Annotated in this window: 16 protein-coding genes; 4 read left to right on the forward strand and 12 right to left on the reverse strand. The window is 47.3% G+C overall.

The genetic code is table 11. From position 1 onward, the window contains the following. Nucleotides 1-3: 3 nt before the first annotated feature. The 4 genes from FEN17_RS02720 to FEN17_RS02735 form a co-directional block, all read right to left on the reverse strand. Nucleotides 4-480 (reverse strand): hypothetical protein, encoded by a 477-nt coding sequence (locus FEN17_RS02720; RefSeq protein ID WP_138363763.1) that lies wholly within the window; start codon nt 478-480, stop codon nt 4-6. Between the two features lie 102 nt (nt 481-582). Next, nucleotides 583-1,131: a TlpA family protein disulfide reductase gene (locus tag FEN17_RS02725; RefSeq protein ID WP_171037824.1), complete on the reverse strand. Its 549-nt coding sequence runs from the start codon at nt 1,129-1,131 to the stop codon at nt 583-585. Nucleotides 1,132-1,153: 22 nt separating this feature from the next. Continuing rightward, the gene (locus FEN17_RS02730) at nt 1,154-2,167 is read right to left on the reverse strand and encodes an OmpA family protein (protein ID WP_138363765.1); all 1,014 of its coding nucleotides are present in this window, start codon (nt 2,165-2,167) and stop codon (nt 1,154-1,156) included. Nucleotides 2,168-2,213: 46 nt separating this feature from the next. After that, nucleotides 2,214-2,678, reverse strand: a complete 465-nt coding sequence (locus FEN17_RS02735; RefSeq protein ID WP_138363766.1) for a T9SS type A sorting domain-containing protein — start codon at nt 2,676-2,678, stop codon at nt 2,214-2,216. Nucleotides 2,679-2,778: 100 nt separating this feature from the next. Here FEN17_RS02735 and FEN17_RS02740 point away from each other — a divergent pair, with 100 nt between their 5' ends. Continuing rightward, on the forward strand, nt 2,779-3,384 hold the full coding sequence (locus tag FEN17_RS02740) for a 2'-5' RNA ligase family protein (RefSeq protein WP_229208665.1): 606 nt from the start codon (nt 2,779-2,781) through the stop codon (nt 3,382-3,384). Nucleotides 3,385-3,387: 3 nt separating this feature from the next. Here the strand turns inward: FEN17_RS02740 and FEN17_RS02745 are convergent, their stop codons facing one another. Both FEN17_RS02745 and FEN17_RS02750 read right to left on the reverse strand, forming a co-directional pair. Next, nucleotides 3,388-5,217 carry a glycoside hydrolase family 2 protein gene (locus FEN17_RS02745; protein ID WP_138363767.1) on the reverse strand — a complete coding sequence of 610 codons (1,830 nt, stop codon included), beginning with the start codon at nt 5,215-5,217 and terminating at the stop codon, nt 3,388-3,390. Nucleotides 5,218-5,236: 19 nt separating this feature from the next. After that, on the reverse strand, nt 5,237-5,971 hold the full coding sequence (locus FEN17_RS02750; RefSeq protein WP_138363768.1) for a DNA-formamidopyrimidine glycosylase family protein: 735 nt from the start codon (nt 5,969-5,971) through the stop codon (nt 5,237-5,239). A gap of 95 nt (nt 5,972-6,066) precedes the next feature. On the opposite strand from FEN17_RS02750, the gene FEN17_RS02755 reads away from it, so the two are divergent. Continuing rightward, the gene (locus tag FEN17_RS02755) at nt 6,067-7,236 is read left to right on the forward strand and encodes an AI-2E family transporter (protein WP_138363769.1); all 1,170 of its coding nucleotides are present in this window, start codon (nt 6,067-6,069) and stop codon (nt 7,234-7,236) included. 67 nt (nt 7,237-7,303) lie between these two features. Here the strand turns inward: FEN17_RS02755 and FEN17_RS02760 are convergent, their stop codons facing one another. Further along, nucleotides 7,304-8,305 (reverse strand): ScyD/ScyE family protein, encoded by a 1,002-nt coding sequence (locus FEN17_RS02760; protein WP_138363770.1) that lies wholly within the window; start codon nt 8,303-8,305, stop codon nt 7,304-7,306. A 232-nt stretch (nt 8,306-8,537) separates the two neighbouring features. Between FEN17_RS02760 and FEN17_RS02765 the strand changes: the two genes are divergently transcribed. Next, a complete protein-coding gene (locus FEN17_RS02765; protein ID WP_138363771.1) occupies nt 8,538-9,116 on the forward strand; it encodes an O-methyltransferase in 579 nt (192 codons plus the stop codon). A gap of 143 nt (nt 9,117-9,259) precedes the next feature. Further along, nucleotides 9,260-10,447 carry a formaldehyde dehydrogenase, glutathione-independent gene (gene fdhA, locus FEN17_RS02770; RefSeq protein WP_138363772.1) on the forward strand — a complete coding sequence of 396 codons (1,188 nt, stop codon included), beginning with the start codon at nt 9,260-9,262 and terminating at the stop codon, nt 10,445-10,447. A 91-nt stretch (nt 10,448-10,538) separates the two neighbouring features. Here fdhA and FEN17_RS02775 read toward each other — a convergent pair whose 3' ends face one another. The 5 genes from FEN17_RS02775 to FEN17_RS02795 all read right to left on the reverse strand — a co-directional run bounded on the left by FEN17_RS02775 (nt 10,539) and on the right by FEN17_RS02795 (nt 16,306). Continuing rightward, nucleotides 10,539-11,453 carry a TraB/GumN family protein gene (locus FEN17_RS02775; RefSeq protein WP_138363773.1) on the reverse strand — a complete coding sequence of 305 codons (915 nt, stop codon included), beginning with the start codon at nt 11,451-11,453 and terminating at the stop codon, nt 10,539-10,541. 23 nt (nt 11,454-11,476) lie between these two features. Beyond that, on the reverse strand, nt 11,477-12,244 hold the full coding sequence (locus tag FEN17_RS02780; protein WP_138363774.1) for a hypothetical protein: 768 nt from the start codon (nt 12,242-12,244) through the stop codon (nt 11,477-11,479). A gap of 117 nt (nt 12,245-12,361) precedes the next feature. Next, a complete protein-coding gene (locus tag FEN17_RS02785; RefSeq protein ID WP_229208666.1) occupies nt 12,362-13,249 on the reverse strand; it encodes a Nif3-like dinuclear metal center hexameric protein in 888 nt (295 codons plus the stop codon). Nucleotides 13,250-13,277: 28 nt separating this feature from the next. Then, a complete protein-coding gene (locus FEN17_RS02790; RefSeq protein ID WP_229208667.1) occupies nt 13,278-15,974 on the reverse strand; it encodes an ABC transporter permease in 2,697 nt (898 codons plus the stop codon). Nucleotides 15,975-15,985: 11 nt separating this feature from the next. After that, on the reverse strand, nt 15,986-16,306 hold the full coding sequence (locus FEN17_RS02795; protein ID WP_138363775.1) for a PadR family transcriptional regulator: 321 nt from the start codon (nt 16,304-16,306) through the stop codon (nt 15,986-15,988). Nucleotides 16,307-16,335: the final 29 nt, after the last annotated feature.

The raw sequence follows: 16,335 nt of genomic DNA on the forward strand, positions 1-16,335 counted from the left end.
AACCTACTTGTAATTGTAATTTAAGGGTTCGAACGTTCTAAGATAATATCTGTCTATTTCGCTTTTGTAAGTCTTACTCTTTTGTAAAGTCCCATCTGTACAATTATACACTAAGCTCAGACCAAATTTATGAGCTGCCATGCGAAGGTTGTGTATAGCGTGTTCTCTTGGCGGAAATTGATTTATATAATAGTCCAGAGCGCCTAATTTAATTAGTGCATCCATGATTATTCCGTCGTTATGGTAGCGCCATGTCGATGTGAGTATCGGATCTATAAATATCGGGTTGCCAGATTTTCCCATTTCACGTATAACTATTGCATAGCCATTTGATACTGGTATATCTTTTAAGATTTTTAGAAGAAATATTAAAAGATCCGGTTCGGCTCCTCTCACCATTCGCTTAAAGGCGTTTAAACGAGCCTTTCTTGTATGAGCCGAGAGGCTAATTACAACTTGGTCGACATCTTCTTGCAGCATATCTGGTTGGATTAAAACCAAATATGACACCTGCCTACGACTTTAAAATTATTGCTTATTCTATGGCCGCTGAGACTTATCCTGCGGTTTATGACAAGTAAATTACTTCACCGGCGAATCGGCCATCTTGGTAAAATATCCTAACTGACCCATGCCATCCACAATCGTCTGAGAAACTTTAAGCCGCCCGGCTTTGTCGAAAATCATGGCGCGGGGGATGAATGTGAGCTTTTGTTCTTTTAAAAAGCGGGAAGATCGGTAGTCTAATATGAGATAATTTTCTGTGTAGTCTGTCAGCTTTTCTTGCTCATTTGCTTTTTTCCATTTCTCAACATTGTCGTCGATCGAGAGATAGACAAAAACAATGTCTTTGCCTTTTAAAGCTTCGACTAGTTTCGTCGATTCCGGCATGATTTCACGACATGGTCCGCACCAGCTGGCCCAGAAATCGACTACTAGTATTTTTCCGGCGTGACGTTTTTTGATATCGTCGAATGTTAATTTTTTGCCAGTCATATCAGCCAGGAATATGGAATTGGTATCCTTCTCCGCCTTTAAAATCAAACTTGTTTCGCCCGATTTTAACGTATGGATTTTGTCTGTAAAACTAAAACTAAAAATGCTGGAAAGAGCTAAACTAATAACTAACATGAGACACTTCATATGCAATGTATTATTGATTTGACGCCTTGTTGTTATTTACAAATCTCAATTCTACACGCCGGTTTCTAATTTTATTTTCCTCACTATCATTCGCAACTACCGGCGCATCGGGCCCCTTCCAATCAATTCGAATTTGCCCGGGAGGGACACCATTTGTTTTCATATATTGCTGGACAACGCGTGACCGGTATTCAGAAAGAATCATGTTCAGATTTCGCTTCCCAACATTATCAGTGTGGCCGGTGACCTGGGCGATGAGGTTGTGCCGACGCACAAGTTCCTGGCAAATGGAATCCAATGTTAACCGGCTGTCTTTTCGAAGCTGGTAGCTGCTTTGATCGAAGTATAATGTTCTCGGCCTCAACATTGTTAGCTGTGTCCGGGAGGAAATGGCTTCGTTAATATCCGATTTTGTATAATGAATTGGCAGGAAATTGAAGCCCTCTTTCAGTACTACTTTTTCACTGCTGGTAGCTGTGAAGTAATTTTCATTCGGAAGATAAATACCTTTTGAAAGCGTGTATGGACCGGCTGATATGTAATTCACTTTCAGATTTTTGCGACGGTAACTGTTTAGAATTGGACGGGTTTCCGAAATCTTACGAGCACTTTCATCGTCCAATACAATGTGGGATATAATGCTGTCCGGAACGTCATAATGCAGGAAAAGCATGTTGCGCGGAAACAATGTTTCATCGTCTTTAACTGACTGATCGAAACCCGTTCCAAGCATTGCAACCGTGATTTCAAACGTAGCATCCTGCTCTGGCTTTTGAACAAAATTCACCGGAACACTGCGTGTCTCAAACCCTTCCGCCTCAAATGTGAGCGATAATGTCGAATCCGGAATCACAAACTTAAATTCACCCGATCTTGCTGCGGTTAACTTTTTCTTACTTGACCTGAAAACCGCGGTCACATTGCTTTTGACCACGGAATTATCCGCGAGATTATAGCAATGTCCCGTGATTGTAATGTCGGGGGTGGCAAATAGCAGAATCGAGAGAAGTAATGTTGTGAACATTTTTATATTAAAAGAAATAAGAAGTTAGTTCAGATGAAGAAAAGCTTCACAATTTCGCCAGCTTGTAATTGATAACATTTCCGTTTTCTTTTTTTAATCGGATTACATATTGCCCTGCCGGCAAATGCTTAATATCAACCGCTGATTTAATCTGACCGGAAATTTGTTCGACGAGCTTGCCTTCGAGATTAAAGATTTCAATTTGCTTAAGATTGGCAATATCGTTCGCTCCGATATGGAATTTTTCAGAAACAGGATTTGGGTAAATTCCAGTATTTAATTGATTTCCAAGATCGACTTTCACAATCCTGGAATAGGCATAAGTGTCATCAAGGTCGACCATTTTGAGCCGGTAATAATTGGTTTCCGGAGCTGGCCTTTCGTCGGTAAAGGTATATAAATGCGTCGCGCTGCTTTCGTGCTGGGCTGTTATCCGGTTTATTATCTGCCAGTTTTTGCCGTCGGCGCTTCTTTCGATAACAGTCAATAGCACCAGGTAAATTTTTTTCATGGAAGCCTTTAGTTAGTTGTGTATACCACAAATGTAAGAAGTAACCGTTGTATATTATGATTAATTCAACATTAGTTTGTATGTATTTAATTTTCCCTAAATGGTAGGTTCTTCCGTCTACTCCCTAGCCATTATGCCCAGCCTCGACATTGCGGAGCAGGTGCAGGAAATGAAGCAGCAGTACCGCATCGCGCTTGGCCGCAGCTACGGGAGTGCGAATGCAGATGGGCACATTTCCCTGGATGGATTTGAGGCGGCTGAGGCGGACTATCCTCTGGTTTTAGCTGAATATCAGCGGCTTGTTTTGGAGTTGACTGCTTTTGAGATTCGATTTTCCGGATTTGCTGATTTTGATCGGGGGAATTTCTCGGCCTTTTACATTCAGCTTACCGATGAATCTGCCGCCGCGATCCGGGAGAGGAGTACGGCGGTGATGAAGGGTTTTGATAAAAAACTCAAAAAACAATACATGCAGAAGTGGGCCGACGAATCCAAAAACCCGCACATGACCATTGGTCGGAGGCTGACGCGTGAGTGGGTTGCTGTGGCGCATTCCATGTTTACAGACTATAATGCCAGCTTTTTGTGCGACGCGTTTGCGATCAGGAAATACAATGAAAAGCGGCGACAGTATGATGTGGTAGACGTACTTCCACTCGCCCGTGAAAGTACGCCTTTTTTGCAGCTGGATTTATTTCAGCCCTGATTATCAATGTGATTTCAATATTCCTGCCGGCACTTTGAGCGCGCCGGTTTCAGGATCTATCAAACCGTTTCTTTCGTCCTCAATATCGGTCGCTTGCGTATATACGTCGCCGGAAATAGATCTTTTCCGCAGCTCTTCCTTGAACTTCCGGATCTGATCGGCGCGGCCCGCTTCGTCCTCCGGTCCGCCATAGTTGCTGAACCCAAAACCACCCCACTCGCTCACCACCAGCGGCACCTGTTTCCGGTAAAAAAACGGATCGCCTACCACCAGCGGAAATGCCGCCACGCTCTGCATGTTTCCTGCCGTCAATTCATCGAGCACTTGTTTCCAGCGTTCGAGATCCGGCGTGTAAAGGTGGGCAGTGAGCAGCCCCGATTTCAGTTTTCCTTCGTGCGAAATGTGCTGCCATCCATCATTATCGACTGTAAGGAATTGTGGGTAAGCGATTTGCATATAATGATACATATCCATAATGTACTGGCGCGTATCCTGATTGGAAGCAATATCCTGCGCGCCCCAGTCTTCATTATACAAGCTCCAAATCACGATTGAAGGGTGCGTGCCCATCAGCGCCAGCATTCTCAGTAACTCCTGCTTGTGATTCTCACGGCTTTTTTTGCTCGACTGGTGCGGGCTCGGCACTTCCACCCAAAGCATCATTCCGATTTTATCGGCTAGCTTGTAAATCCGCGGATCCACGCCGGCAATGTGAATGCGCACGAGGTTACAGCCCAGCTCCTTCATCGCATACATGTGTTTCTGGATTTGCCGGTAAGTCGAAGCACCGGGCTGGTACAGAATACCATCGAGATATACCGGCTGGTTGTTGAGATAAATCTGACTGCCGCGGGCTTCAAACCTCCGCAGCCCGAATTTTGTCTCAATCTGCGATTCATAGCCGTTTTTATCCACCAGCTGCGCCACCAGATTATACTGATAAGGCGACTCCGGTGACCATAATTGCGGATCTGGAATCGCCAGTACGAGTCGCTGCGACTTTTGTCCGGCCTCCAACGAAATCGGAAATTCGTCTGTCGCGATCGGCTCGGTAGGGTGGTCGGCAATGTTGTAGACTTTCAACCGGATCGTATACAAACCCGGATCGTGGATGCGGGTCGTCAGATCAAATCGCGCCAGGTTATCTTCCATCGTACTCAGCACCCGCACGCGCGACCGCAGCCGGTTTCTCTCCACGGTTTCGAGCCACACGCTGCGGACTGCGCCGGTGTAAGTCTGGTACCAGATTCCACCGCGTTTATACACATGCGATTCCTGTTTTCCGCGCGTCGTATCTGCGTCCATCGTGCTGGAAACCCGCACGGTCACCCGGTTCACAGGCTGTAAAATCCGGTCGTCCAACTCATAGGAAAATGAAGTATACTCGCCAATGTGCACTTCTTCTCCTTCAATCGTCGCGAGCGGATGACCGTTCAGCCACACGCGCGTTTCATAGCCGCAGGCGCCAAAAGTCAGTTGCAGCAGCGAGTCGGGCTTGTTTCCGATATGCTGCTCAGGCAGGTTAAATTCACGCTCATACCACACCACGATCTTGTCGCGCCAGGAGGCAGCACTTTTTTGCGCCTGTCCGATGTGTTCTTCCACACTGCCCGGCCAATGTGCGGTCTGGCTGTACTGATGGCCGATCGACCACATCTCCTGCACCCCGATATCGCCCGGATCTATGTCAAATTTCCACTCGCCGTCCAGTAGCACGTGCTCATTGGGACGAAGTACGGCGCGGGGTAATGCGTCCAGATAGAGTTCATTATCAAACGATTCCTCACGACTTTTCGTAGTTCCGTAGTTAGAATGATCGGGTGTGGTGTTCATATTTTTTATTAAGTTTTACTCAAAATTTTTCCTGACAAACCTCACAATAGTAACTCCGCCGCTTGTTTTTGCCGATGTACTCTTTGTGAAAAGGCACCTTATCCCTCGGGCAGGTTTTCTTCGTATAGGCTTCCCAGTGTTTCTTTAATGTACCCGCTTTTTTCCATTCCAAAAATTCCTGCGCGTATTTGTGGGTTTCCCTAATGATTTCTTTCAACTTTTTATCAGGGATTTCGCCCACCTTGCTCATTGGATGCACGCGGGCACGAAAGAGCACCTCGTTTTTGATAATGTTGCCGCTGCCGGCGAAGATATCCTGGTCGAGCAGGGCGTCGCAGGCGAGTGCTTTGGGCTGTCCTTTCAGTTTTTTTAATGCTGTCGCTGGCGACCAATGTTCGGACATGATATCGCCCGACCAGTCGTAAAGTTCCTCGGCCGGCTTGTCCAGAATCTTAATATTCGCCACGTAAAAGTTGATCTCGTGCGTGTCAAAAACCAGCCTGAGGCGCGGATTCTGCTTTTTTCGCTCGTCGACGGTATAGCTGCCAAAAAGCATCAGGTGAATGCTCACGGTAAAATCTTTAAAGCATATCAGGAAATGTTTTCCCCAAGATTTGAAGTCAAGGACCGTCTCGCCAACCAGCCGGTCCATATCTATTTTGGCATAACCTTCGGCCTGCTGAACAGCTTTTCTCCGAAGGTGGAGGTCACAAACCATTTCTTTCAATATCACAATCGACGGTCCTTCCGGCATGGCATACTTATTATGTTGTCAAACTTGCCGGGTTCCGTAAAAAATGCGCGCCACGGGCATTTCCGAATTACTCATTTTAACTTCGCACAACACGTATGGGATTTTTTTCCAGCAAACCCAAAGAAGTAAAAGCACCCATCTCCATCGGCCTCGATGAAAAGGAATATCCTTTTTACATCAAGGCGCCGATGACGCTGATCGGGCTGTATTTATTCTTCTATTTCCTCTATCTGCTACAAGATATTATTGTTCCTTTCGCCTTCGCCGGGCTGATTTCAATATTGCTGAATCCGGTTTATAACCGTTTTGTGCGGTGGAATTTTAATAAAATACTGGCCATCGTCTGTACCATTTTTTTAGCGCTGCTTGTCGTGGCGGGGATTATGTTTTTCCTTTCTTCCCAAATCGCCCAGTTCGGCGAAATGCTGCCTCAGTTGAAAACCAAGGCGGTTTCACTCATCCACGACCTGCAATCCTGGCTTTCGGCCAAGTTTAATGTCTCCAATGAAAAGCAGACCAGCATGGTGAATGATGCATTGAACGAAGCCATGAACAGTGGCAAGACGTACGTGGGGAAAACGCTGAATACCGTGTTCGGGGTCGTGAGCTTTTTCATTCTTATTCCGCTGTATATCTTCCTATTATTGTTTTATAAACCGCTGATCCTGAACTTCGTATTTGAAGTTTTTGACGAACATAACTCTGAGCGGGTAGCTGAAATTTTGCAGGAAACCAAAGGTGCGGTGCAAAGCTATATTGTCGGATTAATGATAGAAACCACCATTATCGCAGTCTTAAATTCCACTGCATTGCTGATCCTGGGTGTGAAATATGCGGTATTGCTGGGGGTGATCGGTGCGATTTTAAACCTGATACCGTACATCGGCGGGTTGATCGCGATCATTTTGCCGGTACTGATTTCATTTATTACAAACGACGGTTTCACAACCCCGCTGCTGATTATAGGTGCATATACATTGATCCAGTTCGCGGATAACAACATTATCGTCCCGCGTATCGTATCTTCTAAAGTTTCGGTGAATGCGCTGATTTCCATTCTCATCGTTTTACTCGGCGGAACATTGTGGGGCGTGAGCGGCATGTTCTTATCCATTCCGTTTGCAGCGGTTTTAAAGATTATCTTCGATCGTATCGAGGAGTTGAAACCCTGGGGAAAATTACTGGGAGATACCATGCCGGAACATGCACCGCCGAAAGTTGTCGATCCGCGGGAAGCTGAGGATGATACGAAAACGCTGCTTTGATTTTTACCAAAACAAAAAAAAGGCGCCACCCTGCGAAGAGTGGCGCCTTTTTTAGCTGTAATCAATCTTAGTAAGTCAGTTTGTCCACAGTTCCCGCAAACATATTTACCAGAACAAACTCACGATCTCCCGTACGTTTGATGTCAGTTGCCATGGTAAGACCGCTCAAAAGTGGTGTTCCGTCTTCATTCATCACCGCACCCGATCCAGGCTTGAACATTCCTTTGTCAAATTCAGCAAATTTCAACACCAACGGCTTGTTGTTGGCAGTCAGCGCAATGTGCGTCAGCGTGGTGAAGCCGGATTTGTAAACGCTTACATTTCCAATGTTGTCCACTGCAAAAATCTTCGCGCTGCCTGGCACAAAAGGTCCGCCGGACAATGTGCTGATCAGGAATTGTTTGCCATCCCAAACGATGCCGGTTGGAACCGCATCCACGATCGGACCAGTACCTACTTTTGGCAATTTTGCGTACAATTTAATGGTGCCCACGGTTTTGTCTCTTCTGAAAATCGCGTTTGAACCAGCGTCTGTCATGTAAATGTCGCCGTCAGGGCCCATAGTCAAAGCGTACAGGTTGGAGTTGTCAGGCGTAGCCAGGTGCATTGCCCTGATTTCGTTTCCGTACTCATATACTTTGAAAGAAGAAATAGGTCTCGGAGCATCACCTGTTTTGAAACCAGCTACATCAGCAACGTACAATTTCCCGTCGATACCATGCAGGATGTAAAGTTTGCCGTCGTGGTAAAGCACGTGACTCATGCCTTCGGGACCTTCCGGGCCGCCAGCAGAGTTGAAACCAGTAGCGAAAGTAGTTTTTGTACCATCTGGCGCGATCATCACAACTGCGCCATCGTTGTTTCCGGTACCGATTTCCGATACCCAGAAATTGCCTTTATCATCTTTGTCAATGCCCAGCGGCGCACGCAATCCCGAAGCGAAAGGAGTGGACATCAGCGCAGTAGGTTCCGGAATCGGGCCTCCGGGAATTTCATGGTCGGTACAGGCGAAAACGCCCAGGAGCAGGAGTAGGTAAACAGCCGTTGATTGTAAAAAACGCTTTTTCATAACAAAGGTTTAATGGAAGTTGGTTGGATAATAATCTGTGCTCTTTAAAAACACACAATCCAAATTTAATTATTTAAAGGCCGATTTTTGCTGCGTATAGCAAGATTTAGCTATCCGTAATTATTTACCGGTAACATTTATGTTGTAAAGAGTTAAGAAGCCGATTATTGGTCTTATGTTTGGAAATCCGATATTTTTCCATCCTTTTTCCATATAAAATTTCGTTTTTCCGATGACCCAAGATATTAATCAACCTTTTCCCAAAGCCTATTTGGCCATCGACGCCGCTACGAAGGAGTCCGGCTTCACAATGGCGTCCGACGTTTACACCTGCTCTTTATTAAAAACCCTCGCCGCCTCCAAGCCGGGCGGTAACTTTCTCGAACTAGGTACGGGTACAGGATTATCTACTTCCTGGATCCTCGATGGCATGGATGAAAATGCGACTTTAACTTCGATCGATTATGATGAAGCATTTCTCAAAATAGCAGCATATTACCTCGAAAGCGATCCGCGTCTGACGCTGGTTCAAACTGATGGCGCCGACTGGGTAGCTGCAAATGCCGGCAAAAAATACGATTACATTTTCGCCGATACCTGGCACGGAAAATACCTACTGCTTGACGAAGTGCTGGATATGCTCAAACCCGGCGGCTTTTACATCATCGACGACATGCTCCCACAACCCAACTGGCCCGAGGGCCATGATGTGAAAGCGCGGAATCTGGTCGAGTATCTTGATAGCCGGAATGACCTTGTGATCACAAAACAGGTTTGGGCAACTGGGATTATTTTGGCAGTGAAAGTGTAGCCACGAATACACGAATCCGCACGAATGCATTCGTGTTGATTCGTGTATTCGTGGCTAAAAAATTTGATTTATTCAAGACAAATTAGAGTAAAATTTAGTAACGGTCAGCTTCAATTAGAACTAACCCCTTAAATTTTAGCTATATGTGTCAAAATCATGGAGTGGCCTACATTAAGCCCGGCGAAGTGCAGGTGCAGGAAATTGAGTATCCAAAACTCGCGCTCGGCGACCGGAAATGCGAGCATGGCGTGATCCTGAAAATCGTTTCCACCAACATTTGCGGCTCTGACCAGCACATGGTCCGCGGGCGTACCACCGCCCCGGCGGGACTCGTACTTGGTCACGAAATCACCGGGATTGTGCTCGAAGCAGGCAGGGACGTGGAGTTTATCCGGGTCGGCGACCTGGTGTCGGTGCCTTTCAACATTGCCTGCGGACGTTGCCGGAACTGCAAGGAAGGCCGCACCGGGATTTGTCTTAATGTAAACCCCTCGCGTCCCGGTGCCGCTTACGGTTATGTGGATATGGGCGGCTGGGTTGGCGGACAGGCCGAATACGTGATGGTGCCTTATGCCGATTTTAACCTACTGAAATTCCCCGACAAAGATCAGGGGATGGCTTACATTAAAGATCTGACATTACTTTCTGATATTTTTCCAACCGGTTTTCACGGCGCAGTTACTGCGGGTGTTGGCCCAGGTTCGATTGTATATGTGGCAGGCGCTGGACCAGTGGGACTTGCCTGCGCAGCATCCTGCCACTTGCTCGGCGCAGCGGTGGTGATCGTCGGCGATATGATCAAGGAGCGCCTCGACCAGGCGAAAAGCTTTGGTTGTGAGGTGATTGATTTAACAAAAGATACCCCGCTCGAACAAGCGATCGAAGCGATCATTGGCGTGCCGGAAGTGGATTGTTTCGTGGATTGCGTCGGTTTCGAAGCCCGTGGTCACGGCGCGGACGCAGGAGAAGAAAGGCCGGCGACCGTACTCAACACTGCCATGGCGGTCACCCGCGCCGGAGGAGCCATCGGTATTCCCGGCCTCTACGTGACGGGCGACCCGGGCGCGAAAGACACCGCCGCCCAGCAAGGCAGCCTCAGTATCCGTATCGGTCTGGGCTGGGCCAAATCACATTCATTTTACACTGGCCAGTGCCCAGTCATGAAGTACCACCGCCCGCTCATGAATGCGATCCTGTACGACAAAATCAAGATTGCGAAGGCTGTCAATGTGGAAGTTATCACCTTGCAGGACGCACCGAGGGGATATCAGGATTTCGATAAAGGCGCTGCAAAGAAATTTGTGATCGATCCACACGGGATGATTGCTTAGGGGATTTTTAGAGTGATAAAAAAGGGCTGCATAGATGAATGCAGCCCTTTTTTTATGAAGATAAATGTATTGTAAATGTGCATTTGAGAAATCAAAGTACCGGCTCGACGCGGTAGCCCTTTTCCCGTAAGAGCACAATCAAGCCGGTTTTGTATTTCAAATGCGCGAAGCCGACGGCGATCAGACAGGACTTTCCGGTCATGTTTTTCTCGATTTTTGGGATCCAGTATCGGTTTCTTTGTTCCAGGGTTCCGTAGTCATTCAGGACTACCGGCTGATCGGGTGTATCGGTTTTTTCCAGCTCGTACGGCGCATTCATTTGTTTGTAAGAATCTATAACGTGCTGAATGTCAATATTCCGCGAGTAAATATTCCAGCCTGGCTTGTCACTGCCGGGAATTAGTGCGATCGCCTTTTGCATCACGTTCCGCGCATCGTTGATCCGGCTTGAATCAAAATCATAGTTCTTGACCTTGTCCAAATGATCGCCTTTCTTACCCTTTGATTTGAAATAATTAAAAAGATCCTGATCCATGGACCGGTTGACGCCATTTCCACCTGCGCGGTCGGCCACCAAAGTTTGCATGATTACATCCCACATTTCCGCCACATTCATTTCCGCTGCGTCAGTATTGTTCTTGATACCTTCGCCGACGCGGACTACAAAAAACGAATCCAGCGTCTGATACTGTTCAGATGTAATAATCGAAACAGCTTTCAGCGATCTGGCAGATTTTACGGGTAAATTGATTGGGTCTGTACTAAAAACTTCTGTCAGCAGAAACTCGGAGCTATCCACTGCCGCCTTGATTTTAGGAAATTGAAACAGCCACGCGGAATCCAGCAAATGGTGCGTACCAAGTAAATAGGAAGGTTTTTTGAGACCATTCCCACTGATTTTCCAGAGAATAGTTTTTGGATTTTCTTCAAAACGTATTTCTCCCGGCGACGACACAGAGCAAAGGAACAGCGCTGGTAGTATGAAGCAAAAAATGTCTTTGAGCATACATTAAATATTCCTGCGAAACCTCAAAGGCATTTATAAAATGTCGCTCCTGCGGCTCTTTCTGCCAAAGCTGGGTCAACTTTGTTCGGATCAGGAACGTACAATTTCTCAGCCCGGTGTGCAATCAGATTTTTAAGCTTGCTGTTCGTGCAAAAGCTTAAACTTTTTAAACTGTAACAATCGCTCAGGTCGAGGTTTTCTAAATTTACGAGGCCGGATAGGTCGATCTGGTTCATCATTCCGAATTGCGAGATCAGCGTCTTCAATTTCGTATTATCTCCCAACTTCAAAAAGCCGATTGATGCTTTGTAACCGCCACCGTCAGATTTTCCGGAAACATTCAAATATTCAAGGTTCACATTGTAGCGCACATCCAGGGTGTCGATCGGTGCACGATATTCTTTGTTTGCCCCGCCTGTCGCCCACGAGTAATTATTAGAATTGTCCGTAGGAACCTGGTACAAATCGAAACTCAGGGAGCGCAGGTTCGTAAAATATTCGAGGCCTTTTACAGATCTTTTACTCCCCAACATAAAAATGTTGAGGCTATCCACATTCTTAACCAGACCATATCGAATGCTTCCGTTAGCATTCGCATCAGGGTCAATTTTTTCTTTGATTAAAAAGGCTTCAAACTCAGGCGAAAGCTCCACCAGATCTGTATCTGCCAAAGGTTTCAGCGGCGCAAGGGTCTCCGGCTTTTCGATTTCTTTTACCGGCTCGGTTGGCTTGTCTTTGCAGCTGAAAAGAACAGATAATGTTAAAATGAGGCAAAGAGAGAGGTTTTTCATGAGGCTAAATTGTGTCAGGTTTTGAGTAGCATTGTCAAGAGTAAAAGTTACAAAAAATAGTTGTAACCTATTGAATATTAGTTTTACAAATGACTGTTTTCAAAACGCTGCGCTAGCTTAAAGCCACTTAAACGGGTCCCCTGAAGCAATGTGCGTCACTTTCAAATCACCTACTTTCGGCCGCAGCCACTCCGAGAAATATTCCATCCCCGGCTCTTCGCTGACCGAATGTCCCAAGATGATCAGCGCGGTTTTGCCGCCCATTAATCGGCTGTCGCGGATATATTCGGCCGTTTCCCACTCCGAAACTTCACCCACGATCAGCACATCCGGTTTCTCCGCTTCAACCACAGAAACGTGAGACACCCCGCCCGACGCGCCAGGCAGCAAGGCTACCTTGGCACATGTCTGATCCAGGTCGCCGATCACCCGTAACTCTTTAATGTTCAGCGCGGTTTTCAATTTTTTTACCAGGTCGCCCAATGCCACGGGCGGAACCGTGAGGATCCGCGAGCCGGTTTTATAATATGATTCCCAGCCAACCTTTTTTGCGACGCCAAAACTGACCGCATCCGGCCGGAGCGAATGACAATAATCGTGAAACCGCCAGACCGTAATATTATTTTTTGCCAGCAGCTCCTGCTTTTTCTTGACTACCTGATTGTTTTTGACCCACTCAGGATTGTCGAGGTGATTATAGAATGTCGGTTCGTGGGCAATGATAAAATTGGCTTTCTGTTTCACGGCTTCATTGATCACGGTTGCCGTCGAAAACATCGTTGTGATGATACCGGTCACCTGCTGGTCTGCGCTGCCCGATTTCAATGTATCGACCGTGTTCGGGATCGGAGAAAGGTTACCCTCTTTCATGATCAGGTCCATGATTTGCTGAACCGTCCAGGTTTTCTTGGGAGCAAAATCCGAAGCCGATAATAGCTCGGGCGCGAGGGAGAGGCCAGCCGCCGCAGCGAGTGAGTTTTTCAGGAAGTTTCTTCTAAAGATCATGTTTTGAAAAGCCCGGAAGCACGCTATGTTACTCGCTTTTCAGCGATTTCGCCGGATTGGTCAGCGCGGCTTTGATCGCCTGGGAACTTACCGTGGCGAATGCAATCACCACAGCCAGCAAGCCTGCGAGCACAAACATCCACCATTCTATGTCGATTTTATAAGCGAAATCGTCCAGCCACTGCTTCACCCCGTACCAGGCAATCGGCGAGCCGATGACAATCGCGATCAGAACCAATTTCAAAAAATCCTGCGAAAGTAATGTGACAATGCTGCTTACTGTTGCGCCAAGCACTTTTCTCACGCCAATTTCTTTCGTCCGCTGGGCAATCGTGTAGGATGACAAGCCGAAAATTCCGAGCGAAGCGATCATGACTGCCAGCAGCGAGAAAAAGCTGGATACCTGTCCGAAAATGCGGTCGTCTTTGTATTGTTCATTGAATTTTTGATCCATGAAAAAATAGTCAAACTGGTTTCCCGGAAAGAATTCTTCATACTTCTGCCGCACCAGGTCCACCGTCGCCTGCATATCCTTGCTCGCAACTTTGACCGAGAAAAATCCGCCCATGGAATAGAAAGGCGCAAAAACGATCGGCTCGATGGCGTGTTTCAAAGATTGCTGGTGAAAATCGCTCACGATACCGACGATCTCCCATTCTTTTCCGAAGAGCAAAAACTTCTGCCCGGCCGCTTCTTCCGCAGTTTGAAAACCCAGCAATTTGGCCGCTGAAAGATTGAGCACCACATTCTTCACTTTCCGGCCGTCAGGATTTGAGTCGGTCGGGAGGAAGTCACGGCCTGCCAGCATTTTGATTTTATAAGTTTCAAAAAAGTCAAGATCAACCGGCATCCGGCTGAATGTCACACCTTTCTGATCATTCGATCCCAGCCTTTTAATGTTGAAGTTGCGGCTCAGCCGGTTTCCAAAAACATTACCTGAAGAAGCCGCCGCCGCGACCGACGGATACCGGCGCAGCTCAGTTTTGAAACCATTGATCCGGTCAATTCCAGTCGAATCCCAGTGCGTCAGCTCGGGGCCGCGCACCACGAGCATTTGTTCCATGTTGAAGCCCAGACTTTCATTCCGCATGAATTGCAGTTGTTTGAAAACAATAAAAGTCCCGACAATCAGCACCATAGAGGCGGTATATTGGAAAACCACCAGCGACTGGCGTACCCAAACACCTTTGGCCGAGCGCTTAAAAGAACCTTTCAACACACTGATCGCCTGAAAAGCCGACAATGCGAAAGCAGGGTAGAAGCCTGAAAGCAAAATTCCGAAGATGAAAATCGCGCCCAGCGCCAGCGCCATCGTACTGCCGCCGTAACCCTGGCCGGTGAGCAAGGAGAATGATAACGGTTTTTCAATGAGTTGATTTAAAACCGGTTGCATTAGTAGTGCCAGCGCCACAGCCAGCGCCAATGCCATGAAATTCAAAAGTACCGACTCGGAAAGAAATTGCCAGATCAGCTGCGCTTTGGTCGCCCCGGCAACCTTGCGTACACCTACTTCTTTGGCGCGTTCGAGCGAGCGGGCCGTCGACAAATTAATGTAGTTGATCCAGGCAATAAGCAGGATAAATGCGGCGATGATCAGCATGGTCCATACCGCTTTTCCGCTGTTGACTTTGCCGATTTCGTATTCGTAATCCGAGAAAAGGTGGGCCTTATTTAAAGGTTGTAAATGAAATTTCTCCATGCTGCCCGATACCTTGTCGCCTTTGAAATAATGCTGGCTGAATGCCGGAAACTTCCTTTCCAAATTCGCTGCGTCCGTACCTGGTTTCAGTTTGAGATAATGCCACATATCCGAGCCGTCCCAGCTGGTATTCACCCAATCGCCCCAAGTCACCACCAGTGTTTCGTACGACATGAGCACATTATACTGCAAATGTGAGGTCGCCGGAAAGTCCTTCATGACACCGGTAATCTGGTAGGGCTCCGTGTCCAAATCCAGCTTGATCGACTGTCCGATGAGGTTACTGTAATCGTCCGGGCTTGCATGGAAAACGGTTTGCGCGCTGCTCTCAGAAATAACCATGGAATGCGGCGCTTTCAATGCGGTTTTTGCATCGCCGGCCAGCAGCGGGAAGGTAAAAAAGGAGAGAAAATGATTGTCTGCGTAAACGCCTTTCTCCTCAAAGATCTTCCGGTCTTTTTGCAACTTGAATGTACCCGGATTAGAAATGGTGGTGTAATCCTCCACTTCGTTGTAATCCTTTGCCATCGTTTTTCCGATGGTCGGGTAGGTGATGGTACCGTGCTGGATCAGTTTTCCTTGCTGAAAACGGTCGTTTGTGACGCGGTAAATGCGGTCGCTGCCTTTATGGAACTGGTCGAAACTCAGCTCAAAGCTTACATATTGCAGGATCAGCAGGCAGGCAGTGATGCCCACCACCAGTCCCGTGAGATTGACAAATGTGAAAGCCTTGTTCTTCCACATATTCCGCAGAGCGATTTTGAAATAATTCCTGATCATGGCCGGTTGGTAGGGATAAGTTTTAGGGTATCTCGATTTTTCTTTTTTGAAAGCGAAAGGGCGGATCATACTCAGCACGTCCACGGCGTAGCGCCACCGGGCATGCCCGACATCTCCGGCTTTGACGCGTTGGAAATACAGTTCTTCCAGGTCGCCTTCCAGTTCTTCCACCAGGTGTGGCGCACAGAAAATACGCAGTAAGCGGTTAGGCCACTTGGGCGGGCTGCTGTTGTTTTTGTTGTTCATATAAAGGTTTTTCAGGCAGGTCTTGGAATATTTTCCCACATTCTGTTACGGATCTCACGAATGTTATCAAGTGCTTTGGTACCCGCCATCGTGATGGTGAAAAGTCGCTTGCTCCGGCCGCCGCGCTCGGCAGTAGCTCCGCCCATCCGCGACGAAAGCAGGCTTTTTTCTTCCAGCCGGTGCAGGGCCGCATGTACCGCGCCCAGGTTTACCGAGCGTCCCATTTGCTGCTCAATCTCATTCGTGATCGCCGCGCCATAAGCGTCCCCGGCCAGCACCGCGACGGCCAGCAAAACGATTTCTTCAAATTCACCCAGGTATGTTCCTTTCATTGATAAAAGCGGACTGTGCTACATTACTT

Source organism: Dyadobacter luticola (genome assembly GCF_005860805.1).
Lineage (GTDB): Bacteria > Bacteroidota > Bacteroidia > Cytophagales > Spirosomataceae > Dyadobacter > Dyadobacter luticola.